This is a genomic window from Rhodopirellula sp. UH5, from assembly GCF_056839225.1.
This window is the reverse complement of the sequence record NZ_CM166390.1, coordinates 6,927,460-6,953,345: the sequence shown is the minus strand read 5'-3', so window position 1 is coordinate 6,953,345 and position 25,886 is coordinate 6,927,460. Positions and strand designations below refer to the sequence as shown.

At 57.4% G+C, this 25,886-nt stretch carries 18 protein-coding genes; 10 read left to right on the top strand and 8 right to left on the bottom strand.

Features of this window, described 5'->3' with window-relative positions:
- Positions 1–84 precede the first annotated feature (84 nt).
- The 3 genes from UH5x_RS24935 to UH5x_RS24925 form a co-directional block, all read right to left on the bottom strand.
- The gene (locus UH5x_RS24935) at positions 85–759 is read right to left on the bottom strand and encodes a class I SAM-dependent methyltransferase (protein WP_482634033.1); all 675 of its coding nucleotides are present in this window, start codon (positions 757–759) and stop codon (positions 85–87) included.
- Positions 731–967 carry an RNA 2'-phosphotransferase gene (locus tag UH5x_RS24930; RefSeq protein ID WP_047815203.1) on the bottom strand — a complete coding sequence of 79 codons (237 nt, stop codon included), beginning with the start codon at positions 965–967 and terminating at the stop codon, positions 731–733. Before UH5x_RS24930 ends, UH5x_RS24935 begins: the two co-directional genes overlap by 29 nt.
- A gap of 110 nt (positions 968–1,077) precedes the next feature.
- On the bottom strand, positions 1,078–4,614 hold the full coding sequence (locus tag UH5x_RS24925; RefSeq protein WP_047815272.1) for an aminotransferase class I/II-fold pyridoxal phosphate-dependent enzyme: 3,537 nt from the start codon (positions 4,612–4,614) through the stop codon (positions 1,078–1,080).
- Between the two features lie 392 nt (positions 4,615–5,006).
- On the opposite strand from UH5x_RS24925, the gene UH5x_RS24920 reads away from it, so the two are divergent.
- Positions 5,007–6,317, top strand: coding sequence for an NAD(P)/FAD-dependent oxidoreductase (locus UH5x_RS24920; protein ID WP_482634032.1), 1,311 nt, complete (start codon positions 5,007–5,009; stop codon positions 6,315–6,317).
- Complete coding sequence (locus UH5x_RS24915; protein ID WP_047815201.1) at positions 6,317–6,973, top strand: HAD family hydrolase; 657 nt, start codon at positions 6,317–6,319, stop codon at positions 6,971–6,973. The genes UH5x_RS24920 and UH5x_RS24915 overlap by 1 nt, the downstream gene beginning before the upstream one ends.
- A gap of 58 nt (positions 6,974–7,031) precedes the next feature.
- Here UH5x_RS24915 and UH5x_RS24910 read toward each other — a convergent pair whose 3' ends face one another.
- Positions 7,032–8,894: a zinc finger-like domain-containing protein gene (locus UH5x_RS24910; RefSeq protein WP_482634031.1), complete on the bottom strand. Its 1,863-nt coding sequence runs from the start codon at positions 8,892–8,894 to the stop codon at positions 7,032–7,034.
- Between the two features lie 162 nt (positions 8,895–9,056).
- On the opposite strand from UH5x_RS24910, the gene UH5x_RS24905 reads away from it, so the two are divergent.
- Genes UH5x_RS24905 through UH5x_RS24895 form a run of 3 tightly spaced genes read left to right on the top strand, consistent with a single transcriptional unit; the run spans position 9,057 to position 13,086 of the window.
- Positions 9,057–9,185, top strand: coding sequence for a hypothetical protein (locus tag UH5x_RS24905; RefSeq protein WP_482634030.1), 129 nt, complete (start codon positions 9,057–9,059; stop codon positions 9,183–9,185).
- Between the two features lie 9 nt (positions 9,186–9,194).
- A complete protein-coding gene (locus UH5x_RS24900) occupies positions 9,195–11,717 on the top strand; it encodes a DUF1592 domain-containing protein (RefSeq protein ID WP_482634029.1) in 2,523 nt (840 codons plus the stop codon).
- Positions 11,718–11,772: 55 nt separating this feature from the next.
- Positions 11,773–13,086, top strand: coding sequence for a DUF1552 domain-containing protein (locus UH5x_RS24895; protein WP_047815199.1), 1,314 nt, complete (start codon positions 11,773–11,775; stop codon positions 13,084–13,086).
- A 91-nt stretch (positions 13,087–13,177) separates the two neighbouring features.
- On the opposite strand, the gene UH5x_RS24890 is transcribed toward UH5x_RS24895, so the two are convergent.
- The gene (locus UH5x_RS24890; RefSeq protein ID WP_482634028.1) at positions 13,178–14,593 is read right to left on the bottom strand and encodes a glucose-6-phosphate isomerase; all 1,416 of its coding nucleotides are present in this window, start codon (positions 14,591–14,593) and stop codon (positions 13,178–13,180) included.
- A gap of 296 nt (positions 14,594–14,889) precedes the next feature.
- Between UH5x_RS24890 and UH5x_RS24885 the strand changes: the two genes are divergently transcribed.
- Positions 14,890–15,279, top strand: a complete 390-nt coding sequence (locus tag UH5x_RS24885; RefSeq protein WP_236696347.1) for a hypothetical protein — start codon at positions 14,890–14,892, stop codon at positions 15,277–15,279.
- Positions 15,280–15,513: 234 nt separating this feature from the next.
- Here UH5x_RS24885 and UH5x_RS24880 read toward each other — a convergent pair whose 3' ends face one another.
- On the bottom strand, positions 15,514–17,832 hold the full coding sequence (locus UH5x_RS24880; protein ID WP_482634027.1) for a hypothetical protein: 2,319 nt from the start codon (positions 17,830–17,832) through the stop codon (positions 15,514–15,516).
- A gap of 155 nt (positions 17,833–17,987) precedes the next feature.
- Positions 17,988–19,460 (bottom strand): sulfatase family protein, encoded by a 1,473-nt coding sequence (locus UH5x_RS24875; protein ID WP_482634026.1) that lies wholly within the window; start codon positions 19,458–19,460, stop codon positions 17,988–17,990.
- 113 nt (positions 19,461–19,573) lie between these two features.
- Between UH5x_RS24875 and UH5x_RS24870 the strand changes: the two genes are divergently transcribed.
- A complete protein-coding gene (locus UH5x_RS24870; RefSeq protein WP_482634025.1) occupies positions 19,574–21,112 on the top strand; it encodes a sulfatase family protein in 1,539 nt (512 codons plus the stop codon).
- A gap of 27 nt (positions 21,113–21,139) precedes the next feature.
- On the opposite strand, the gene trpD is transcribed toward UH5x_RS24870, so the two are convergent.
- Complete coding sequence (gene trpD, locus UH5x_RS24865; protein WP_482634024.1) at positions 21,140–22,168, bottom strand: anthranilate phosphoribosyltransferase; 1,029 nt, start codon at positions 22,166–22,168, stop codon at positions 21,140–21,142.
- A gap of 354 nt (positions 22,169–22,522) precedes the next feature.
- On the opposite strand from trpD, the gene UH5x_RS24860 reads away from it, so the two are divergent.
- The 3 genes from UH5x_RS24860 to UH5x_RS24850 all read left to right on the top strand — a co-directional run bounded on the left by UH5x_RS24860 (position 22,523) and on the right by UH5x_RS24850 (position 25,842).
- Complete coding sequence (locus tag UH5x_RS24860; protein ID WP_047815194.1) at positions 22,523–23,467, top strand: nucleoside hydrolase; 945 nt, start codon at positions 22,523–22,525, stop codon at positions 23,465–23,467.
- A gap of 14 nt (positions 23,468–23,481) precedes the next feature.
- Positions 23,482–24,543, top strand: a complete 1,062-nt coding sequence (locus UH5x_RS24855; RefSeq protein ID WP_482634023.1) for an EamA family transporter — start codon at positions 23,482–23,484, stop codon at positions 24,541–24,543.
- Positions 24,544–24,723: 180 nt separating this feature from the next.
- Complete coding sequence (locus UH5x_RS24850; RefSeq protein WP_047815268.1) at positions 24,724–25,842, top strand: serine/threonine-protein kinase; 1,119 nt, start codon at positions 24,724–24,726, stop codon at positions 25,840–25,842.
- The last annotated feature ends 44 nt before the right edge of the window (positions 25,843–25,886 follow it).

The window sequence follows — 25,886 nt, the reverse complement described above, 5'->3', positions numbered from 1 at the left end:
CGAACTCAATCACCAAACCAATTTCATCTTTGCAATTGTCAATTTAACTTTTTCAATCCCCACGCTCCCCAAACGCCCTCTCACCTAAACCTTGCGAAGCAGGTGCATTCCCTCGCGACCGCGATAGGTCAACAGCAACGCGCCGACCGATCCGCGAGCGTCGACGACGGTTTCGAAGAACTCGTTTTCGCCGGGCCACGGGAACGCGAAAAAGAGGTCAAAGTCTTCGATCTCCAATCCGATCTCGTCGTAGATGTCACCCTCTTCGGTGTCGACGTTGCGTACCTCGCGAGCGATCTCGGACAACTCATCGACGCCGCGTGGCACAAAGCTTCCACAGTGGATCTGAGCGTTGTTGCGAAGCGAATCAGCGACCTTCTGAGCCTCCGCCACCAATCGGGGTTCGATCTCGATCCCGACGGCTTCCATCCCTCGCAAGGACGCCAGCATCGCGCCAACGGCGAACCCGGCACCGAGTTCGCAAAAACGATTGCCCGCCAACAAGTGATTTTGATCGATCCAAGTCATCGCTTGATCGAGCAAATGAAAATCGCAAGTGACGAAGTTTTCAATCACGGTTTCGTCCGCCAACATGAACGCTTCGATGGCGTCGTTGGCGGAGTCGATCAAGTGCTCCGCTGAATCATGATACGGGAGTTTTTTGATCGAATCCGGAATCTCAATTTCCTGCCACGCCATCGCATCGCTCCTGTTGCAAACTCGGTGGCGTTCAAAGAACTCGGATGCGTTGACCGTCATCACTCAGCGCAAACATCGGGGGTTCGTGCCCCGCGACAACCTGGTGCACTTGTTCGACGGTGATCGATTTCCCGGACTCGTTGGCTTTTGAGACCAGTTCTTCGACGGGGGCGAAACCGTCTGCGTCCAACGTCAAACCGATGGATTGCGGTTCGTGCCGCAGAATGAAGGTCAGGTACTTGCTGATTCGCGTGAGTCGTTTGTTCATTCCGCCCAGTCTAAACACGAATGGTCCATTCGTCGCCGGGGGAAATCCGGGCGGAGCACATTATCGGTCCTTCCGGGCTGGTTGTGGCGACGTCAACGATGCCGGGACGTTCACCCCGTGCCGCGTAGCGGTGCCGCAGGCGAGTCGCTCAGATCGTTGTAGTGGTGAGCAGTGCGTTCGACCGTGAAGCGAATTTGCTCTTCGCTGTGTTCGCTGGTGATGAAGAACCGCAGACGTGCCGCGGACTCATCCACCGCGGGGTACAAGATCGGCTGAACGTTGATCCCATCCTTCTTCAATCGATTGCTCAATCGCAGTGCGACGAGGCTGTTCCCCGTGATCACAGGAACCACCGGGGTCCCGCCACTGTCGCCGGTGTCCAAGCCTGCCTCACGGCATAGATTCAAGAACAGTTCGCTATTTTGACGCAGCCGATGAACTCGCTGGGGCTCGCGTTCCAGCACTTCCAAGGAAGCAATCGCGGCGGCAACTTGCCCAGGAGGCATGCCCACGCTGAACACAAACCCAGGGGCCGTGTAACGCAGCAATTCCACCAAGGCTTCACTGCCCGCGATGTATCCACCGCACGAGGAGGCTGATTTACTGAGCGTGCCCATCCAGATGTCGACATCGCGAGCGTCGAAATCGAAGTGCTCCGCGATCCCATGACCGGTCTCGCCCATGGTTCCGAAGCTGTGAGCTTCATCGACCATCAGCATTGCCCGGTGACGCTTTTTCACCTCGACGAACTTCGGCACATCGGCGAAATCGCCGTCCATGCTGTAGACGCCTTCGATGATGATCAGCGTTCGACGGTACTGACCACGCAAAGCGGTCAGCATTTTGTCGAGCGCTTCGTAATCGTTGTGCGGGAACGGACGTCGTTTGGCACCCGACAACAATGCGCCTTGCACGATGCTGTTGTGCGAAAGTGCATCGTGCAGAATCAAATCGCCGGGACCAACCAGGTGCCCGATCGTGGTTTCGTTGGTGGAGTGACCGCCGACCATCGTGATGGAACTGTCGACCCCGACCCATTTCGCAATTTTGCGTTCGAGTTCGCCGTGAATCGGTTTCTCACCGCTGACCAAACGACTGGCTGAGACGCTGGTCCCATACTTTGCGATCGCATCCGAGGCGGCTTTGGAAACCTCGGGATGACCGCTCAGGCCCAAGTAGTTGTAACTGGCAAAACTGATCAACGTTTTGCCATCGACAATCGTTTTGTCGCCGACCACGCAGTCATGAACGGTGAAGTACGGGTTGGGCACACCCGTCAATTGCATTTGCCGCATCGTCGATTTCAAACGACGGTACTCAGCAAACTGCGTGACGTCGTCTTCCGGTTCGACCTGAGGCGTTTGCATGACACGAGCGAGCGGACCTTCGCCGTCCGTGCTGGCTTCGCCGTTGGCATTTGTGTTGACGAGGTCATCGTCACCATCTCGCTGCGTGTCGCCTCGCCCCGCCAAAAACTGCTCGGCGCGTCCGAGTGCACCGGCGGGCAAGTAACGTTCCACCGCCGTCGCGATTTGGCCGATCGTTTCGATTTCGTCCAGCACCTGTTCGGGGAACCGGCCCCCGAAAGTGCGTTCCAAGTTCCTGGCAATCTCGAGTCGTTCCAAACTATCGAGCCCCAAGTCCAGGACGATGTTGGTGTCGGGATGAATCGATCCTGCCCGTTCACCAGCGATCGCTCGGACGTGCGACACAATCGCTTCCGCAACCACGGGATCAGCGACCGAATCCAAACCGCCTGCGTCCGATGCGGCAGCGGCCTTCATCATGGTTTCGCCAGCCAAACCGGCGTTCTGAAGCGAAGACTCTTCGCCCCGAATCCACTGGGCGATGACCTTCAATTCTTTGTCGCGAACCGCATGCAAGCAGGCGTGACGTTGGATTTTCCCGCTGCTGGTTTTGGGCACCGAACTGTTTCGAACCAAATAAATCGCGTCAGGCGGTAGATCGTGATCTTCGGTCACCGCTCGGCGGATCGACTGCAAATGGTCGTCCCAATCCAAGTCTCGCTTGCGAACCGTTTCGGCCACAATGATCAGCTTTTCGCGTCCCGTCTCCGTTTCGTCACTGTCCGCGTTCATCGCGAACGCGGCGACGGACCCCGCCTGCACGACGTCGCTGGCGTGTTCCACGGTCGCTTCGATGTCCTGTGGATAACGATTGACGCCACGGACGATGATCATGTCTTTCAGGCGGCCGGACACATACAACTGCCCGCCGTACAAGAATCCAAGGTCGCCCGTTCGCAGGAACGGGCCTTCACCTTCCGAAGTCATGGCGGCAAAAGTTTTGGTCGATTGCTCGCGACGCTGCCAATAACCACGACCGACCGAAGGACTCTGAACCCAGATCTCGCCGATCGCATCGGGCGGCAGCGTTTGCCGCGTGTCAGGGTCCACAATCAGCACACGCTCGCTGGGCAAGACTCGGCCGCAACCAACCAGTTCTCGCGTTGCCCGTTTCGACGATCCGATCACCGTCTCCGCGTCGGTGCCAGGTTGCTCATCCTTGGCTGGGGACACCTCCACGGCGGGACGAACCGCCTTTTCATCCAGTGCAGGCCCGTCAAATTGCTGCAGAATGGGACGCGGGGCAATCGGACCACCAGTGACGATCAACGTCGTTTCCGCCATGCCGTAACACGGCAGGTGGGAACTGTGCCGGAATCCGTATTTTCCAAAACGTTGTGTGAATGCATCCAGCGTCGAGGAACGAACCGGCTCAGCCCCATTGAAGGCGATTTCCCAAGACGACAGGTCGATGCCTTCGAGTTCTTCGTCGCGAATTTTGTCGACACACAATTGATAAGCAAAGTTGGGGCCGCCGCTGATCGTGACCTGATGCCGCGAGATCGTTTGCAGCCAACGACTCGGTCGCTGCAGGAACGCCATCGGGCTCATCAAAATGTTGTGGCGTCCGACAAACATCGGCATCAACACGCCGCCGACCAATCCCATGTCGTGGTAAGTCGGTAACCAAGACGCACCAATGATCGTCGATTGCGGTTCGAAACCGTGCAGAATCAACTCGCTGTTGGCGATCAGATTGGCCTGCGTCAGCATCACCCCCTTGGGCGATCCCGTCGAACCGGATGTGTATTGCAACACACCCAGCGCTTCGTTGCGAAGTTTGGGGCACCGCCAATGGGTTGCGTCACGTTTGCTGGGGACGTCGGTTCCCAGCAACTGCACGCCAACCAAGTCTTCGTGCAGTTCGTTGCCCGACAACTGATCCACCACCGACCGAGTGGACAGAGCCCACCGCGCATCAGCGTCGACGACAATCGAACGAATCCGAGAAGCCTTGCGGTTTCGACGCGGCGGATACGCCGGAACGGCAATCGCACCGGCCGCGTGGGTCGCGAACAATCCGATGACGAAATCCAGCCCCGGCGGGTAAAGCAGCAACACCCGGTCACCCGCACGGATGCCACAACGACCTTGCAGGTACCCGGCCAGTCCGCGGACCTCTTCCCACAATTCAGCGTAGGACAGCGTCTGGTCCGAGCCTTCCCCGTCGGTGAACGTGAAGGCGGGCGCATTCGGGCGCACCTGCACCCAGTGCCGCAAAACCGAGACAAAATGGTCGCGAGGAGGCGTTTCGTTTTTGAAATACTGTTGGAGGTCCACCAAATTCAACCTGTTGCAATGATGCCGTCGCAGAACAATCTCGTTCTCTCTTGACCGCACTCTTGGACGCTCCATGAACAGTCATTCGGTGCGGGGAGGCAATCAGTCATTGCCGCAATGATGCACCAACGGGGCTGATCGGCCAAGGGTGACCCCACACAGACGCTCCGGGCCATCCATGAGAGGGGGCCAAATTCACTGAGTTTCTCAGTTTGGATGTCAGTCCGCACGGCATCTCAAGATCGAGTTGCTACCCCGCTATGATGGCGTATTCGAGGTGTTCAACGCCACCTGACATTGGCGAAAAACAACCACGTTGTCTGCTAAGCGACCTTTCCGCTACACCAGACACCGCCTGCTCGCCTTTTTCCGATCCAACTTTCCCTTTGCAGATGAGTTTGCCAAACATGAAGGATTCCTACGATTGCGTGGTGATTGGTGGAGGCCCCGCCGGCTGTACTGCTGCTTCGATTGTCGCTGAATCCGGTGCCAGCACCCTGTTGATCGAACGAGATCCGGTGCCCCGGTTCCACGTCGGCGAATCGCTGATGCCAGAGTGCTACTGGCCACTGGAACGACTCGGTTTGATCGATCAAGTCAAACGATCAGGATGGCAGACCAAGAAAAGCGTCCAATTTGTCACTCACACGGGCAAAGAATCTGCCCCCTTCTTTTTTCGCGAACATGATGAACGGGAGTGCAGCACAACCTGGCAAGTCGAACGCAGCGAATTTGACAAAATGCTGTTTGACCGAGCCTCCGAACTGGGTGCCGACTGCCTCGACCAGACCCGATTGGTCGACGTCCACACCGAACCCGGCGAAAGCCCCGATCAACCGGTGGCCCGTGCCGTGGTCGTCCGAACCGCCGATGGCACCGAACGCACGATTCGCTGCCAAGTCGTCGTCGATGCGACGGGCCAACAGTCGTTCATGGCCGGAAAACTGGGGCTTCGAGAGATCAATCCGGATCTGAAGAAGGCTGCGATCTGGACGTATTACCGCGATGCGGTGCGGGGAGAAGGCGACAACGACGGCGCCACCATCATTCTGTACACCAAGTCGCGAGACTCATGGTTCTGGTTCATCCCACAATCCCGGGGAGTCACCAGTGTCGGATGCGTCGGTGACAACGACTTCCTGCTCAAGGGCCGTGGGACGCCCGAACAAGTTTTCGAGGAAGAACTGGCCCTGTGCCCTGGCCTGCAGCCACGACTGGCCAATGCCACTCGCGTGGCCAAGATCACCACGGCCAAAGAATTCAGCTACATGACCCGCCGCCACGCCGGCCCCGGCTGGGTGCTGATCGGTGACGCACTGGGTTTCATCGACCCGGTCTACTCTTCCGGAGTGTATTTCGCACTGGAAATGGGCGTGCGGGCCGGTGACGCAATCGTGGACGGTTTGAAAAAAGACGACCTGTCCGCCGAGCAACTTGGAAACTGGACCGAGGATTTTAAAGAAGGTGCGTCAAGGATTCGCGAACTCGTGCACGCTTTTTACAACAAAGATTTCAGCATCGGTCGATTCATGAAAGAACATCCCGAATACCGCGGCAATGTGACGGACTTGCTGATTGGGCGGGTCTTCCACGAAGATGCAGGCAAAATGTTCCCAGCCCTCGATCGTTCCATCGAAATGGCCCGGGCCAACGCCACGTCCAAATCGGATTCCATGGCTGACACCAAACCCATGTCGACTTAATGCCTCCATCTGAAACTGACACTGCCTCGCTCCTTCGCCCCGATGATTCCGGCCAATTGCCGCTGGAGTCCGTGATCGCCCATGATTTGGCGGGTCGCTACGAAGGCTTGATCTTCGACTGCGACGGAACGCTCACCAATTCGATGCCGCTGCACTACCTGGCGTGGCACGAAACGATGACGCGTCACGGGATCGAATTTCCTGAACCACGGTTCTACGCCATGGGGGGGATGCCCAGCGAAAAGATCATCGAGGTGCTGAGCTCGGAACAAGGGGTGACGATCGACGTCGACTTGGCGACCGAGGAAAAGGAAGCAGCTTTCATCGCTCGCATCCCCGAAGTCGAGCGTCTCGCCCACGTCATCGAAATCGCCGAACGCCACCTCCACCGCATCGCCATGTCCGTGGCCAGCGGCGGCATGCGAGACATCGTCGCGGATCAACTGCGAACCATCGGCGTCGCAGATTGGTTCCCCGTGTTGGTCGGCAGTGAAGACACGGAACTGCACAAACCGGAACCCGATGTGTTCTTGTGTGCTGCGGAACGAATGGGCATCGATCCAAAACGCTGCCTCGTCTTTGAAGACAGCCCACTGGGTTTCGAAGCGGCTCAACGAGCCGGCATGGACTGGGTGGACGTTCGCATCAACGCCTGACCACTTCGACGGTCATCCATTTCAGACGTCGTCCCGTTTCAGCCATCGGCCCGAACGCTCAACGACGTCGCGTGTCGAGGCGTCCATGGTCACAGTGCGGGCATCGCAATTTGCCAGCCCCTTTGCAGGTTGGGCAGCGTTTCTTTTTGACAACGGGGGCGTACACGTCGCCGGAGATCCGGGATGAGGAGACGACCTCCCGCTTGCGATAGCTCTGGGCTCCGTTCACACAGTTCGGACAATCTTGGTAGGCAGTGCCCATGCAAGCCACGCACCAGGTGTTTTCGATCATCAGTGATTCGCTCGGCCCAGTGCCATCAGCAACGTCGCTGAACAATCCATTTCCTGACTTCACGCCCCAGACAAACACCGGCACCACAGACGCTTTTGGATCGAATCGTTTCTCCAACGGCAGATCCTCGACACTGGTCAACGAGGTCGTCCGCACATTGCGATTGAACCAGGACCGAATCATCCGCGCACCAAAGGCTCGCCCACCGGTTTCCAATTCGTTCTTTGACATGGCAAAGACAATCCCGTGGACGGCTTTGTCGTCGCCCATCAATGGTCCGCCTCGGTTACCACCCGTGGTTTCGTTGGAAACGTTTTGGACACCCTGACGATTCGGTTCGGTCGACACGCTCCCCAGAAATTCCTGCACACCTTCTTTGACTAGATTTTGCCCCGGGTCATAGCCGTAGAGTTTCAACTCAGAGGCCACACCGGGCGTGTCATCGGCGATGCAAAGCGGCGTCAGGTCCAAACCCGGAACGTGCAGCGCAGCCAACTCGGCATCCGATGAACCGGCGCGATGAGGTGTGATCCGAAACCGCGTGACCGATCCGACGGTCGTGTTGGTGCGGATCACGATCCCATTCCGCGCCGAAATCTTCGGGGCGGTCATCAAGCAATTCTTGCAGGTCAGTGTCTTGAAGATGCCGTGTTGATACGAACCCACGGTCAGCATCTTGGGGCCATCGGATTCTGTGTTGGTGATCACGTCGGTGGATGTCAGCACCATCCCGGGAGACACGACAAAGCCCGTCCCGATTGCCACCAACTCCATGAACACGCTGGGACTGTCCAGTCCCTCGATCTTGCGGTTTCCTGCGCCAGCCTCAATCGGAAGATCAAAATCCAGTGTGTAATACAGACTTTCCTTCAGATTCGGTTTGGACGTGCTGACGTCAGCGGACGCCAACGTGACCAGCAATTCGCTGCGAAGTCGCGGTGCCAACTCGATCAAACCTGACCGCTGAGAATCAGTTTGAGCCAGCAATTGCATGTTGTGTTCCAGCACCGCCGACACCACGTTGGAGGATTGGACCCCCGCGATGAACGACGATGCCGCTGGATTGGCTTCTTGCTGCTTGAGCGCCACCACACCCAAGTTGTTCCGAGCCGATGCCAAGGTCATTGAGTGGCGCCCCGCCATGACTTCTTGTTGAGCTTCGATGCGTTTGATCGCTTGCAACAACAACCGCTTGGAGAGCTCCAAGTTGTTCTCACCCTCGGAAAGACCAACGCCCGCCCAAATTCCTGCGTAGGGGCTTTCGGGGATCGCCTTGTGAATTTCCAGCAACAGTCGACTGACGGCCCCCGGACGTTCATACATGCCGGGCAGATGTTGGCGAATCATCTGAAACTGCTTCGCATCACGTTCGTTGTACCAAATCTGCATCGCCTGCAATCGCGACTCAGCGGTGAGGCTGTCCAGAGGAACCTCCACCGGCGATCGATTGCCTTCCATCTGCAGATAGAGCTTCGAATCATCGATTCGGAGCAACTCGGCATTCACGCTCGATCCCGCCGTGCTGTGCCACGTCACGGTTCCTTGAGATTGCCCCACCGAAGACCAGCCCAGCGTCATCAACGCTGAAAGAACGGCCAAACAAGCGATTTGGAACGGTTGCAAACACATATCAACTGCCTCGTCAGGAGGGCACCGGAAAGCAAGCCACGCCCATTGCCGCGGGCACCCACTTGGAATTCAAATCGTTTTGCCTGGAAACATCGGTCCGGGAACCCCGCCAGGAATCTCTATCAGGGGGACAAGCTACCCTCCCAAGCGAATTTTGCCAAATTGTGTTACCAAATTTTTCGCAAACGGACTCCCAACTCCGCTCGCCGCAGCGGCCAAGTCGCCTGTCCCAACCGCTCCGCGGCGGGACGAATGACCGTGGCTCGCACGCCCAAGAAGTCGATGGACTAAAATCCTGACATGAGCAAGCCACCTGCGACCCGTTCGGCCCCAACTGACTGCCCCTCTCGATGGTCGTCCTCGGCGTCGTGGGTGCGGCCGATTGCTGTGTTGGCGGCGATGGTGGTTGCGATCTCGACCGGGCGATCGGCGAAATCCGATGCTGCTGACCCCACTCCGGTTTCCGCCCCCAGAATCCAGACGTTCTTGCAAGCTCATTGCCGGGACTGCCACGCCGACGGAGCATCCGAAGGTGGTCTCGACCTGGACACACTCGGTCAAACAATCACGGGAGCGGCTGATTTGGCCGCCTGGGTCCGCATTCACGATCGCGTCCAATCGGGCGAAATGCCGCCGCCAGATGCCACCACACTCAACGCGTCCGACCGCTCCGATTTCACAACCGCGTTGGCTGCGCCGCTGACGCAATATCACGCCGCCGAAAAAGGCACGGTCCTACGACGACTCAATCGCCGCGAATACGAGAACACGCTCAACGATTTGTTCGGCACCGCCCTCGAACTCGAATCACTGCTGCCCGCCGACGGACGCAGCCATGAATTCGACAACGTGGGAGAAACACTGGGGATCTCGATGGTCCACCTGGAACGCTACCTCGATGCCGCTGACCTGGTGCTGGACACCGCGATTGCGAAGACAGCCGAATCGCCTGAAACGCACACCATCGACACCCACTACGCCGAAACACGCGAAGCCGAAACACATCTGGGCAAGGTGTGGAAACAACTCGACGATGGTTCGGTCGTGTTCTACCAAGACTTCGGCTACCCCGATGGCATGCTTCGCACCACCAGCATCCCAGAATCCGGACGCTACCGAATTTCGATCACCGGGTACGCTCACCAAACGGACGAGAAGATTCCGTTTTATGTTGGTGCAAAAAGCTTCGCACGCGGGAGCGAACGGCCGACGCTGGGTTACTTCGACATGCCGCCGCTCGGTCCAAACGGCGAGATGACCACCATCGAATTGACCGCGCATCTGGAATATCGCTACATGCTGAACATCATTCCGTATGGCTTGGTGGTTCGCGATTACCACATTCGCAATGAAGGCGTGGACGGGTACACCGGGCCTGGTCTAGCGATCGCGAAGGTGCGTGTCGAAGGTCCCCTGCACGAGGAATTTCCTTCGCGTGGGCATCGTTTGATCTTCGACGGCTGGCAACGCAACGAGATCATGCCCAACCCGCCATCGAAGCGAGAAAAGTCGTGGTACAAACCCGAGTTCGAACTGACCAGCGACAACATCGCCGAGTCCTTGCGAGGCACGTTGCAACGAGTTGCCTCAACCGCCATGAGGCGTCCGGTCACCGACCAGGAGTTGCTGCCGTACATCGATCTGTTCCATGTGGAGCAGGAACGCGACGCGTCCACCGAAGAAGCCTTGCGAACTGCCGTCGCGGCAATCCTTTGCTCGCCAGACTTCCTGTACTTGCGTGAACCCGCCGGCGAACTGGACGACCATGCACTTGCGACTCGGTTGTCATATCTTTTCCATCGCACCACACCGGACGCAGACTTGCTGCGAGCCGCGGAACAACACGAACTGACCCGCTCGACGGAATCATTGCTGCAGCACGCGAAACGATTGGTCGACGATCCCCGGTTCGAACGATTCGTGGTGGACTTCACCGACGCTTGGCTGAACCTGCGAGACATTGACCAAACCAGCCCCGATCAACAACTGTTCCCCGAGTACGACACGTACCTGCGTGATAGCACGCTGGAAGAAACGCGTCGATTCTTTGCGACCTTGATTCGCGAAAATTTGCCGGTGACGAATTTGGTGAAGTCCGATTTCGCCATGCTGAACCAGCGTCTGGCCGATCACTACGGAATCGCAGGAGTCGACCATGCCGAGATCCGCCGTGTGCCACTGCCAGAGGATTCCGTCCGCGGCGGATTGCTCAGCCAAGCCAGCGTGCTGAAGGTGACCGCCAACGGCACCAACACCTCGCCAGTCGTTCGCGGCGTGTGGGTGACCGAACGCTTGCTCGGCGTGCACCCCGCCCCGCCTCCGCCAGGCATTTCCGGTGTCGAACCCGATATTCGTGGGGCCGCAACACTTCGTCAGCTTCTCGATCAACACCGCAACGAAGACTCTTGTCGCGCCTGCCACGCGTTGATTGACCCGCCCGGGTTCGCACTCGAGAGTTTCAATCCCATTGGCGGCTGGCGCGAACGTTACCGCAGCCTCGGCGAAGGCGAACGAGTCGACCTGCACATCAACAACCGACGGGTACAATATCGGTTGGGGCTGCCGGTTGATTCCAGCGGAGCGTTTCCTTCGGGTGAGTCCTTCGACGGTTTTGAAGCGTTTCGAGAATGCCTGCTAAAAGATCCCGATCAGCTCGCGAGATCATTGATCACCAAGTGGTTGACGTTTGCGACCGGTCGCGAGATGGGGTTCTCGGATCGCGCCGAGATTGAATCCCTGACACGTCAATCTGCTCAGCGGGGACATCGCCTTCGCACCATGTTGGCCTTGGTCGTCGCCAGCGAAATCTTTCGAACCAAGTGACCATCGCATTCTCGCCAATCCCAACGCCGCCCACGTCATTCCCCAAGAAAACACCATGTTGATTCCGTCTCGGCCGATGTCTCGACGACGCTTGCTGCGATCCGCGGGTGGTGCTGCGTTGGCATTGCCGTTTCTGGAAGCGATGGGACCCTCGCTCGGCCAACGAGTCTTGGGCAATGATCCAGCCTCGGGTGTGGAATCGACGCCCAAACGGTTCGTCGCCATCTGCGCCTCCTTGGGTTTTCACGGCGGGCACTTGTTTCCTGATTCCACCGGCCGGGACTATGCAACCACGCCGTACTTGGAAAAGGTCCAGCAGCACCGGGAAGACTTCAGCCTGTTCTCCGGACTCTCTCACCCCGAACAAAATGGCAACAACGGGCACGCTTCAGAACTGACTTGGTTGACAGCGGCACGGCGTCCTGGATTGGCAGGTTTCCGCAACACGATCTCGCTCGATCAACTGATTGCGAATCAAATTGGGCTGAAGACACGCTTTCCGTTTTTGGCACTGACGACAGGTGGCCAATCGCTGTCGTGGACATCCAGCGGCGTCGAGATTCCCGCTCAGCATTCGCCTGCCAAACTTTTTGCAGCGATGTTCGTCGATGGCAAACCGCACGAAGTCGAGTCGGACCTCGATCGCCTTCGTCGTGGACGCAGCGTGCTCGACACGGTCGGCGCACGGGCCGATTCGCTCAAACGCGAACTCGGAATTCGCGACCAACAGAAACTGGACGAATACTTGCTCTCCGTCCGTGACCTAGAATCACGCCTGCAGCAGTCCGAGGGCTGGGTCCGGCGTCCCAAACCGGCTGTCGACGAACAACCACTGTCCGACATCAACGACAAAGCCCTCGCGATTGAGCGGCAGAAATTGATGTACCGGACGATTGCACTGGCCCTGCAGACCGATTCCACTCGAACCATCACCTTCCAATTGGCCGGTCTGAATTCGGTCCCTCAAATCCCGGGGGTCCAAAGTGACTGGCACGGGTTGTCGCATCATGGAAAAGATCCCGAGAAGATCGCCGAATTGAAGCGAATCGAAGCGGCGGAATGGGAGGCCTTTGGTGAGTTCCTCGACCAACTGAAATCCATCCAAGAAAACGGTCAACCGCTGCTCGATCACACCGCCGTGATGTTTGGATCCAACCTGGGCAACGCCAGCGCCCACGACTGGCGAAACCTTCCCATCTTGCTCGCCGGCGGCGGTTACCGACACGGTGAGTACGTGGCCCATGACGCGGCCGACAACACGCCGCTGTGCAACCTGTACGTCGACCTCGCTCAACGCATGGGCGTCGAGATCGACACCTTTGGATCCAGCACCGCGGCCGGCATCACCGGCCTGGAATCCACCCTGTAGGGGACGAGACAACGTAGTGGACGAAGCAATGAGCCCCTTGCGTGGGGAAGGACTCGTTGCCTCGTCCACTACGGTTCACCTCCTCGGGAACTCAGCGACCAAGGTTCTTGTTCATGTTGGTCTTGTACTGTTCCACACCGGGTTGCCCGTAGGGATTGATGCCCAGCAAGCGACCTTCGATCACAGTTGCGATCATCAGCATTTGGAACAACTGCCCCAGCACGTGCGTGTCGATCTGAGGCAAGATGATGTCGGTCGTGGGACGCCCATCAGCGTGCAATGCATCGTTGGTTCCCTTGATCGCCGCCGCCATGATTTCTGGCAACGTTTTTTCAGCGATGTCGTTCAGCGTGTCTTGATTGCGTTGCGAGTGACCGACAGCCAACGAATCCGTCCGCTGCGATTCCACGATCACATTGTTGAAGACTTTGTCGTTGCGACCTTGTTGGTGCTGCTGGTGACGGCTGTGCAAATCGCGCGTGTTCAGTGTTGTCAGCGGCGTGACCCCCTTGCCATCTTTGCCATTGGATTCGGCCAGCAACTGGTCGTACCACATTCCCACCGACTCCAGCGCCTTGCTCCAAACGCTCATCACGCGAATCGATTTGTCGCGGTGTTGTGACAGCAGGTGGTTCACGGCCACGTATTGCATCACCACGTTGTCAGCATAGTCCGCGGTCTTGAAGTGCTCGTTCATTGCCACAGCACCTTCGAGCAACTTCATGCAGTCCAAACCGAGGAACGCAGCAGGGACCAATCCAACGGGCGACAGGACGCTGAAGCGGCCGCCAACTCCATCGGGCACGGTGAAGATTTCATCGCAACCAATGGCGGTTGCCAAATCGTGCAGTTTGCCGCTTTCGCCGGTCACCGGAACGACCAAACGCGACAACCATTCCTCGGACTCAGCCCCCAGTTCCGATTCCAAATTGGCCAGAAACTGACGGAACGCGACGGCGGTTTCCATCGTTCCACCACTCTTGCTGATCACAATGATCGCATGCCGTTTTTCGGCGTCGCTGTCCCCGTAACCGCCTGCTTGCACGCGTTGCAGCAGCGAGTCCGAAGCGTCGTTGTCGACGTTGTTGCCCTCGAAATACATCCGAGGTTTGCTGCCTCGAGCGGCGCGGCTCATTTCGTTGTGATACGGATCGCAACAGGCTTCCATCATCGCGCGAGCGCCCATGTAGGACCCGCCAATGCCCAAAACCACGGCTGCGTCAATTTGATCATGCAGCCCGTTGGCGACCTTGAAAATCCGTCCCAGCTCCGAGGCTTCGCGTTCTTTCGAGTAGGCCTCCAACATTTCTTCCGGCAACCAAAAGAAGCGTGCATCCAGTGGCTGCTTGTCAGCGGGGATGTCGCCCGATTCGTATTGCTTTTGATCGGTTTCGACCATCTCAGTGCGAAGGGTTTCCATCTGGCCCTTCAAAGAATCGATTTGCGACTGTGTGATCCCGTAGTCGTCGTTGATCGATCCGGAAGCGTCGAAACGGAGCAAGCTCATGATGGGGTCCGTGAAGAAAAGGGGAGAGGAATCTCAATGGTTGAACAGGATGAAATGACACCGCAGTGCCCACGAGCGACGATGATACTGGATCGCCCGTCGCTGGGCAGGGTGCGAGAGATTCGCAGCCCGTCGCACGTGATCATGGCTGACGCGAAAAGAAAACGCTTGCGAGCACCCTGCGCCGAGAAGTAACATGGACAGCAGGCGGAGAAACAATCGCGAATGCGATGTGAGTCTGCCGCCACTTATCTTTTGGCAATTGCCTTTCATTTATTCTGGCGAGTCACTTCGAGATGATTCACTACACATGTGATCGATGTCGACAAGAAATTGACCCCACACAAAGCTCTCGATACACCATTGCGATCGAGGTACAAAAGTTGGAAGAGGAATGGAACGACGACGAAGCCGTGGATCACTTGGACGCTCTGCACCAAGCGATCGAGGCAGATGAAGCAGAAGATGAACTGGTCGAAATGATCGACCACGATCCTGCGTTGCCTCGCAACGAAAGCGACCCGGGGTGCTTTGCGGACGCGACCATCGAACTGCACGACGCTCCCATTTCAACCGGCGAAGTTGTCACGCAAACGTTCGACTTGTGCGAATCGTGCTACCGTCGCTACCGCAGCAACCCGCTGGGCCGCGAACGCAATCTCAAAATGCACTTCAGCAACAACTGAAACAGGTGGCGGTTTTGCTCCACTCCCAAATGGGTGCTTCGAAAAACCGCGTGAACAACAAGTGACGTAGCGGAAGGGCGCGAGCCCTCCGGTTCCTCACCGGCCGACTTGCGCAGCACCGCTAAGCAGGCAGGTGTCATCGGGTATGTGAGCCGCTTGGCGTTCGCCACGGTTCCCACGCACAACCGGGGCGAACGCCCCAACGGCTCACGGGATGAACCCAATCGTTCCTGCCTACCTGCTAAATGGGTCGTCGCTCCCGCCCGTGGCAGGCGTGGTCGACTCGGATGGCAACACGTTTGACATGCCATCAGGGATTAACTCGGTGTCGACAACCAACCCCGTTAATTCAGACAGCGAGGATGGCAGGTCGCGGTCCATGCCAAGCTCATCGACCAACTCTCGCCGCTGCTTCGCAAGCTCTTGCATGCGTTGCTCACACTGAGCCATCCGGTTTTCAAGTTTGAGCAACTCCGTTTGATAACGCTGGATCACTTCCCGTGGGAACGCACTGCTGCCGCGTTGGCGAGTCAACTGATTCGACACCCGTTCCAATTCCGCCACCAAGTGTTTTCGCAGATTCAGCAACCCTTCCAACGTGCGGTCGGTGTCGTTGAGTTCACGTCGATTTCCCAAAATGCTTTGCAGCATTTCGAGTTGCCCTTTCTCCCACTTGGCTTCGGCGACCCACCGTTCCAGGGTGCCCAAGGAGATCTCACCCCAGCGATTGGGGTCGTCCGCTGTATGCTGTTCCGTGGTCACGATTTCGCGAGATGCACCATCCGGCAGATTGACTCTCAGTCGGTGCCACGCGTCCGTTTTCTCAATCTCGATGTCCTGGTCTTCCAACGCCTGCCACTCGTACGGTGCCGGTGGCAAAGGGATCTCCAAGATCACGGTTCGATCATCTCCTGAACGGTTCAAAATGTCGTACTGCGTCTCGCGTTGATGCCGGCTCTGGATCGTGATCAGATGCAACTTCGGGTCAATCTGAATCGATTGCTGCTCGGAGGTGGTTTCGACTGGATGCGTCGTGACGCGAACGCCACCATCCATCGCATAACCCACCAATCGTTTGACAGACGGTGCCAAGTCGGGAAGCACAAACTCGCCGAGGATCGATCGCATTTGCTCGCCAGCCAAAACACTGCCGGGGCCCGACGGTAGCAGTGCGGGAGTGTTGTTTACGATCTCGAGGCACAACAGCGTTGCCGTTGGATGATAGGACTGGCGATAAACGGACACGTCGTTGACCGACACCGGATCGATCAGCGTGTCCAACAAAGCCGTCTTGCCGTTCTCCAAACCAACCGATTCAAACTGCAACTCCAAGGTGCTGCCGGCGGGGGCGTCCGTGGTTTCGTTCAACACCTGATTCAGCGAATCCCCGTAACCGGAGTCGCTTGCGAACAAATCCACCGATGCGTTGCCGCTGGCACGACCCGGCATTGCTCCAAACGCGCCACCTCCCATGCCACCTCCCATGCCACCTCCCATGTCCATTCCCATGTCCATTCCCATGTCCATTCCCATCATGTCCATGCCACCATCCATACCGATCGTCTCTTCGGGGATCCCTGGTCCTGCGAAATCGAGGTCGTCATAGGCTCGTCCCAACGATTCGCTGAACCGTGGCGCCATTGCAACTTGTCTTGATGGGCGTTGCAGTGATTCCAATCTGGCTCGCAGGACCGAGCGTAAATCCATCGTGAACAGGACAGGGCTGCCGTCGATCAAGCTCAACTCGACGCCTTCCCAATCAATCCCCGAAGTGTTTTCAACGATGCTGCGATGAATCAGCTGATCGCCTTCGATCCGGTAGCTGACTTTCCACATCGGGACCGAACGCATCAGACCAACCGTGACCTCTCGTTCCGGGCCATCCCCGAACCGAAACTCGACCGCATGGGTGGCCAATTCCGCCGGGCGGGACTCCTGCTCCAACGCCTCCCGCAATCGTGACTGAAAGCCCTGGTCCAAGGCATCAATCGAAGCGAAGTCATCCACCCACATCGAACTCAGGCCCGTTCCGGTCAACACCGTCATGACTTCACGCTCGAGTCGTTGCTCATCGACGATCTCAGTGCGTTGCTCCACTGCGACCAGCGTGCCTTCGACCTTCTTGCCCGAATGCTCCGTCGCGACGATGCGTTGGCCTTTCATCGACACCAACAGATCACCCAGCGTCCGTGTATTCGGCAGTGTCTTGGTGGGTTGCACCGGGTCCGGCGGCGACACCATTCGAATCTCACTCGCCGCCGAGGGGTCCAGAATGCGCGACACCCGAACCGCTTCGTTCAGTTCAAATTCGCCCACCTCCACACGGAAGACACCGGGACCACGGATCGTGCCGCGATACTCGAACCAGCCTTTCCCGGCGGCATGCAGCGTGACCGACCGAAGCGACAATTCGAGCTTTGGAATCTCTTGCTCGGCCGGTCTTTCGACCGATCGTTTGGGAGGTCGCTCATTCAACTCTTGAGCCGACAGCGGAAACGCAACAAGACACATCCACGAACCCAACAGGGCTCGCTTCCCAAAGAAGCCATACATGACTGATTTCCAGAAGAGTCGTAGAGAAGCCCGGACCGCGTCGGCGAGCGCCAACACACCCCACCTCGATTCTAAACCGAGGCAAGCAGCGAAACGCCAACAGCACAACGAATCAGAATCGATTTTCTTGGGACTTCTTCGTTCGGAAATCAGCGTCAGCCGTTCGACTTGGACGCCGCTTCGCGTTTCAGTTCTTGGAACCGAGCCCGCATGGCCGCCAGCCGATCGGCATGAGCGGGATCGCTGACCAAATCATTTTCCTCATGCGGGTCTTCCGCAATGTGGAACAACTGCTCGCGATCGAATTCAGGCCAGTAGAAATACTTCCAGTCTTTTTGCACCAAGGCTTCCGAGGTCGGAATGAAATTCTTGTCGCGAATCGTGGGGTGCTCGTAAAAGAACTCGTCACGCCAATCGCCTTGCTCGGCGTCGCTGGCACCATACAAAACCGACATATCGCGGCCCTGCATGGAATCGGGCACGTCCGCACCAACGGCATTCAGAATCGTCGGAGCCAAATCAACACTCAACGTGAAATCATCATTGGTCGAACCATGTTTGTCCGCTGACATCCGCGGGTCGCGAATGATCAACGGCACGCGAATGCTTTCTTGGTGGGGGTACCATTTGTCCGCCAACCCATGCTCCGCGTGGTAGTAACCGTTGTCGGTGGTGAAGATGACCAACGTGTTGTCGAGCACGCCCTGCTCTTCCAGCTCTTTCAAAATCCGGCCACAGGTCGAGTCGACTTCCGTCGCCAGTCGGTAGTAGTTCTTCATCATGATCTGATACTTCTCCGGCGTGTCGAAACGCCAGTGATAGCGATTGCGTCCCTCGTTGCCTTCATTGGCGACGAATTTCGGCAAGCGATGAAAGGACTCGTCCGTCGCATTGGCCGGCACAGGAATCTCAACGTCCTGATAGAGCTGCATGCTTTCAGGTTGCGGCAAGAACTGCTGCGGATGTCCATCCTCGGCGTGCGTCGCAAAGAAGGCCACGGTCAAACAAAAGGGCTGATCCTTGGGGCGATTGCCGAGGAACTCCAGGGCATCGTTTTCATTTCGCTGCGTGACATGAACCTTTGATCCATCGGGCATCTTGAACCAGTGCCTGCCGTAATAAGAACGGCCAAAATCGAATTTCTCACCAGGGAATTTTCCGTTGTGCCATTTGCCAACGTGCCCGACGTAGTACCCGCTGTCTCGCAAGACACCAGGATAGGTTTGTTGCCAAGGTGTTTCGAAAGGCTTGAAGCCATCGCAACCATGCGACGACATCCATTGCCCGGTGAACAAACAAGCTCGACTGACTCCACAGATCGACGTCGTCACACAGTTCTGAGTGAATCGCATTCCCTCACCCGCCAACGCATCCAGCGTCGGCGTCTGCACCACCGGATTGCCAGCGACCCCCAGCGTGTCGTGACGCCAATCATCGGCGTACAGAACGACCACGTTCATCGGGGAATCCGAGGCATTTCCGGACGCAACCGTGGCTTTCGCGGAAGCATCCGGGGCATTTTCAGCAGCGAAGGCCTGGCTTCCAACGAATAAAGCGGCAAAAACGCTCAGGCAAAACGCTGGCGAAACGAGGCGGAACCAAACCTTTCGGAACCAACTTGCAATCATGATGTTTCAAACAGGAGGGAGTTTTCTTGGTGGGTGAAGACCACAGCTGTGGTCGGCCCAGATAGAGTAGCAGCTTTTCACAACAAAACTGCACTTTTGCGGCGATAACTTCCATGCGTCTCCAGTCCACTTTGCGATTCCCATTGGCCCGCCTGTTTCTCGTTTTCCTGGGCTCGGTCCTGGGTGTTTCCTCGTCGCTGGCGGAGACAAAACCGCATCCGAACGTCCTGATTCTGTATGCCGACGACCTCGGTTACGGCGACCTGAATGTGCAGAACGCCGACTCAAAAATACCCACGCCTCATCTGGATCAATTGGCTCGCCAGGGCATGCGTTTCACCGACGGTCATTCGTCCTCGGGAATCTGCACGCCCAGCCGATACGCGTTGCTGACCGGCCGCCATCACTGGCGTGACTTCCATGGCATCGTCAATGCGTTTGGCCAATCCGTTTTTGAACCCGAACAACTGACGCTGGCCGAGATGTTTCAACAACACGGTTACCAAACCGCTGCGATTGGAAAGTGGCACCTGGGATGGGACTGGGACGCGATCAAAAAACCCGACGCCAAACCGTTTGGCAACGGCCGAAAAAAGGGCTGGGGCCCCGAAGCGTTTGATTGGTCCCAATCAATTCCGGACGGCCCCCTGGCTCACGGATTCGATTCTTACTTCGGCGACACCGTGATCAACTTCCCTCCGTACTGCTGGATCGAAGACGACAAGGTCGTGAAAGCTCCCGACACGATCATGGACACCTCGAAGTGGAAACCGATCAAAGAAGGCAACTGGGAATGCCGTCCCGGTCCCATGACATCGGACTGGGATCCGTATCAAAACATCCCGACCACCACCGAACGTGGTGTGCAGTTCATCCGCTCACAGAGTGAAACCGACCAACCGTTCTTTCTGTACTTTGCGTTCCCAGCGCCCCACGCTCCGATCATCCCCAACGACGAGTTCGATGGACGATCCGGCGCGGGCCCCTACGGCGACTACGTCTGCGAAACCGATGATGCCTGCGGCAAACTGCTTCGTGCGTTGAAAGAATCGGGCCAAAGCGAGAACACGATCGTGATTTTCTCCGCCGACAACGGGCCCGAGAAATACGCTTACGTTCGCGACGAAAAATTCGACCACTGGTCGTCGCACCCTTTCCGTGGATTGAAACGCGATCTCTACGAAGGCGGCCACCACGTCCCATTTGTCGTTCATTGGCCAGGCCTCACCGCCGCGGGAGCAACTTGCGACGCATTGGTATCACAGGTCGACGTGTTCGCGACCATGGCGGAAATGCTCGGTCATTCAATCCCGGATGGACAAGCCAAAGACTCACGCAGTTTGATACCGCTCTTGAAAGACTCCCGGCAAACTCATCGTCAATCGCTGGTACAAAACACTCGCGTTGATGAATACGCGTTGCGAGACGGCAAGTGGTTGTTGATCGATGCCAAAAGCGGCTACGTCAGTGGGCGAAACAAGGGCTGGGAATCTCGCCGCCAGATCCCCGCGGACGACAAGCAACCGCATGAACTGTACGACTTGTCGGTCGACATCGGCCAACGAGACAACGTCGCCGGTGAACATCCCGAAGTGGTCGAGCGAATGAAATCACTGCTTCAAACGATTCGCGAAGACGGCTATCCGGAATAGCATTGGCCCAGCGAGCCAACCGCCGTTTCACTCAGCGAGTTGGCGCAGCTTGTCTTGGGCCGCACCGGAATCGATCGCGTCCGCTGCCAATTGCACGCCTTCCGCGAGAGACGAGGCTCGCCCAACGAGACACAGAGCCGCGGCACAACCTGCCAGCACCGTGTCGCGTTGCGGCCCGGGACTGCCAGTGAAGAGGCTGCGAATGATCTCGGCTGATTCCGACGGGTCGGCAGCGGCCAGAGCGTTTTGATGCACGGGGGTCAAACCAAAATCAGCCGGCGTCCAAGTGTGGTTCTGCTGAGTGCCGGAGGCCACTTCGATGCACGAGGTTGCACCGTCGAGCGACACTTCGTCTTGCCCATCTTCGGCGTGCAAGACATAGCTCCGCTGCGTGTCCAGTTCCGCGAGCGCCGCTGCAATCTTGGCTTGAGTCTCAGGAGCCGCGGTTCCGAGCAATTGATGCGTCGCACCAGCGGGATTGCAAAGCGGTCCGAGCAAGTTGAACAGTGTCGGCACAGCAAGCTGGCGACGAACCGACACCACGTGCCGCATCGCCGGGTGCAACTTGGCCGCGAAACAAAAACAGATGCCGACATCGTTGAGGCGGCGCGATACCTGATCGGGTTCGGATTCAATTTTGACACCCAAGCATTCCAGCACATCCGCCGACCCCGTCTTGCTGGTCGCGCGGCGATTGCCATGTTTGGCCACCGCGACGCCACATGCGGAAGCCAAGATCGCAACCGCAGTGGAAATATTGAAGGTCCCCGATCCGCTGCCGCCGGTGCCACACGTGTCCAGCAACACGTCGTGGTCATGATCAATTCGAGTCATGTGCTTCCGCATCGCTCGGGCCGCCCCGACCAGTTCGCTGACCGCCTCGCCCTTGTCACGCAGCGCCAGCAAAAGTTGGCCGACCGCATCTTCGTTTGCCGCACCTTGCAGCATCGCATCGATCAAGGCACCGGTTTGCTCCGCCGACAAATCATTGCCACCGCGAGCGTGGTCAATGGCATCCGAAAAGGTGAGCGAAGGATCAGTCGAAAAATCAGTCATCAGCCTGGCAAAACAAGAGCATCAAAGCGTGCTTTCGCAACGCGACTTGGGAGGGAATGCCCAAGTGTAGTCTGCCGCCACGATTCGAAGCGAGCCAGCCTGATTCCAGAGAAACCGGCGTCACTCCCTGAGCCTTTGCACACGACGCTGGATTTCTTCACGATTGATTGGGCGCGTCTCCGCCGGAAACACGTGAGAACTCCGGTACCAATCTGGTGAGTGAGACTCGGCAGTGGAAAAGATTTTTCCCACGTTGCCTCATCGTACCCATTCCCACTCCGCTCCGACGCGATTTGCAGAGAGAATCCGGCCAGGGTCTCGCCCGGCCACCTGGAAGATCCTAGACTGATTGTTATGGCTAGAAAGATCATCATCGACTGCGACCCTGGAATCGACGACGCCATTGCTTTGACGATGGCTCTGTTTGATCCTCGACTCGACGTTGTCGCGATCACACCGACCGCGGGAACTGTCGACGCCGCTCAGGCGAACATCAATGCAATGGGAATCGTCACCCTGTTGGACCCTGCCCGGTACCCGCAACTGGGAACAGCGATCGCGCCCAGTGATCCACCGATGCAGGACGACAGTCATCTGAACGGGCCAGATGGTTTAGGGGGTTTCAACTTTCCTTCCGCAACTCGTCAAAACGATCATTCCAGTGACAAGTTGATGGCCGACTTGATTCGCCGGCATCCAGACGAAATCACGATCGTCTGCTTGGGACCGCTGACCAACCTGGCACGTCTTTGCAGAATGGACCCGGCCGTCCTGCCCTTGATCGACAAGGTCATCATCAGCGGGGGAGCGGTCTCGCATTGCGGCAACGCGACCGCGGTGTCCGAGATGAACTTCTTCTTTGATCCCTCCAGCGCCAAACAAGTCCTGGCTTCGGCGACGACCAAGAGTTTGGTTCCATTGGATGTGACCGACGCGGTCACCTTTGGGGTGGACTTGCTCGAAAAGCTGCCGCCCATCAGCACGCGTGCGGGAGCCTTGCTCCACAAAATCTTGCCCTACAAATTCCGTGTCTCGCACCAAAAACTGGGTCGCGAAGTCATTCCATTGCAAGACGCCACCACGTTGATCTCCGTCATCGAACCCGAGATGTTCCAGTGGGATGAGATGGCTGGCGACGTGGAAGTCAACGGCGACCTGACGCGTGGCATGACCGTGTTCGATCGCCGCTTGCGTCCAGAATGGAGTGTCAACATGGAAGTGGCTCGGCGAGCCAGCACGTCCGATGTTCGAGATGCGATCGTGCGAGGCATTCGCTACGCCGGCCAACAAACCCGCTAGGCAAACATCCACCCATGGAATGGATGCTGATGTCCTTGGTGTCCGCTGCTTTGCTCGGGGTCTATGACCTGGCAAAAAAGCTGGCGGCTCGCGACAACGCTGTGCCGATGGTTCTGTTCGCCAGCGCCTGTGTCGCCACGTCCATTTGGGGCCCGTTGTTGATCGTCCAACAATTTGCGGGCGACGCCTTTCCAATTGAGTTTCTCAATGTTCAGCCTCTGACCTGGACCGACCATGGCAAACTCCTGGCCAAAAGCGTGCTGGTCGGAGCCTCGTGGACTCTGGCATTGTTCGCGCTCAAACATTTGCCGCTGTCCATTGCCGCGCCGATCCGGTCGACCAGTCCGGTGTGGACGATTGCCATCGCAATTGGTGTTCTGGGCGAAAGGCCGACCCACCTGCAGTGGACCGGCATCGCAATCGTGGTCGCTTCGTTTTGGCTGTTCTCCACGCTGGGCAAATCCGAAGGCATCGGCTTTGCGACCAATCGCTGGGTCGGCTGCATGTTGTTGGCCACGCTGCTGGGCTCCTTCAGCTCGATTTACGACAAATACCTGCTTCAAGGAGGCCGTTACAGTCCCGCGACGGTTCAGGCCTGGTTCACGATTTACATGCTTCCTGTGATGACACCCCTGGCTCTGCATTGGTGGATCTTCCAGCGTGGGAAGGCAACACCCTCAGAAGAAATTTCTCCGACCGCCCCGGTGGGCTCAAATGCCGGCAATCTCTCGGCGGAATTGAATTCCCTAAAAAATTCTGAAAAGGAGGAGACAAAACACTCCCCCGGGGCCCCTTTCTCAAAGGGAACCATCCACACTCGGGCTGCGTCTCAATTCGAGTTCCGAACGGCGGTTTGGTGCATCAGCCCTCTGCTATTGGCGGCGGACATGGTCTATTTCACCGCGATGGCGAACCCCGAAGCCTTGGTTTCTGTCATTTCGACGCTGCGGAGATGCAGCGTCGTTGTCGCGTTAGTATTGGGCGCATCACGATTGGGTGAGGTGAATCTTCGTCGAAAAGCATTTTGTGTGGCGGGCATCCTAGTGGGTGCAGCCATGATTCTGTTGGGAAAGTAGACCCTACGATCACCATGATCGGTACATTCACCCCCCCTGTTATTTTTTAGCGTTCGACGAAACTGCAATCCTGAGTCAAGATAGACTTTGACGCTTAATGTAAAGCGTCCCAGCAACCCACCTGTCAGTTGCTGGTTTACGTTTGGTGACATGGAAGCCGCCGCGACGGTTAAGAATGGTATGCCTGCAACCACACGCTACGAACCTGTTCCGACGATCACTTATCTCGGAGAGCAATCCAGCCAATGCGATCCTAAATTGGTATCGCGTTACGATGAACTGACGCGTCGTCGTAAGATGAACTGGACCGGCCACTACAACCTTCGCCGGATGTTGGGCCGTGGCGGACAAGGCGAGGTCTACTTGACCGAGCACCGAGGCACCGACGGATTCACCGTTCCCGTTGCCATGAAGATCTTCTCGCCCGAGCGATTCCCGGACGCTCGGTCGTACGACGAAGCGATGCAACGAATCGCCTCGATCGCCGCTCGGATCGCTCTGATCCAGCACGACAATCTGCTCGACGTTCAAAACTTTTTTGAACGCGATCGCATCCGCGTGATGCTGATGGAATGGGTCGACGGATACGATCTCCGGCAACTGGTCATGCCGAAGTGCCTGGAATTGCTGCGTGATCACATCACGCCCAAGCGGTGGAAATACATCAACGATGTGATCATCACCGAAGGCCCCGAGCAATCTCGTTTCAAACCCGGCGTCGCCGTCGCCATCGTTCGCGAATGCTTGGCTGCTTTGGCGGCGCTGCACCGCGACGGCATCGTTCACGGGGATGTCAAACCCGCCAACATCATGCTGAAACGCAGTGGGCACGCGAAACTGATCGACATGGGATCGTCAATCGATTATCGCAACCCACCCAAGGATCGCGAATGCACGCCGTTGTATGCTGCTCCGGAAGTGCTCGACAACCTCGATGCAACGCCCCGCAGCGACTTGGCCAGCGTCGGCTACGTGTTGGTGGAACTGTTGTCCGGGTTCAACCCTTTCAACAACACCAAAAACCTGGGCGAATTGCTGCAAGCCAAACGCGAACTGCCAATGAATCTGGAACGGATTCTGCCCGAGGAAGTTCTGCGGAACGCGTTGTTGATGAATTTTTTACGCGGACTGATTGCCCCCGATCCAACCCTGCGATTCATTAGCGCTGAAGCAGCAGAACACGTGGAACAGGGTGCAGCGGCATTCCATCGCCAGCTCATCATTGGCAATATGTCGACAGAATACGACAATGACATTCGTTTGTGGTTGGAAGAGCTTCGCCGGTTGGAAAACGACTGACGGCTTCCGACCTTTCGGACCGCCTCCAACCAACCCCAAGACAG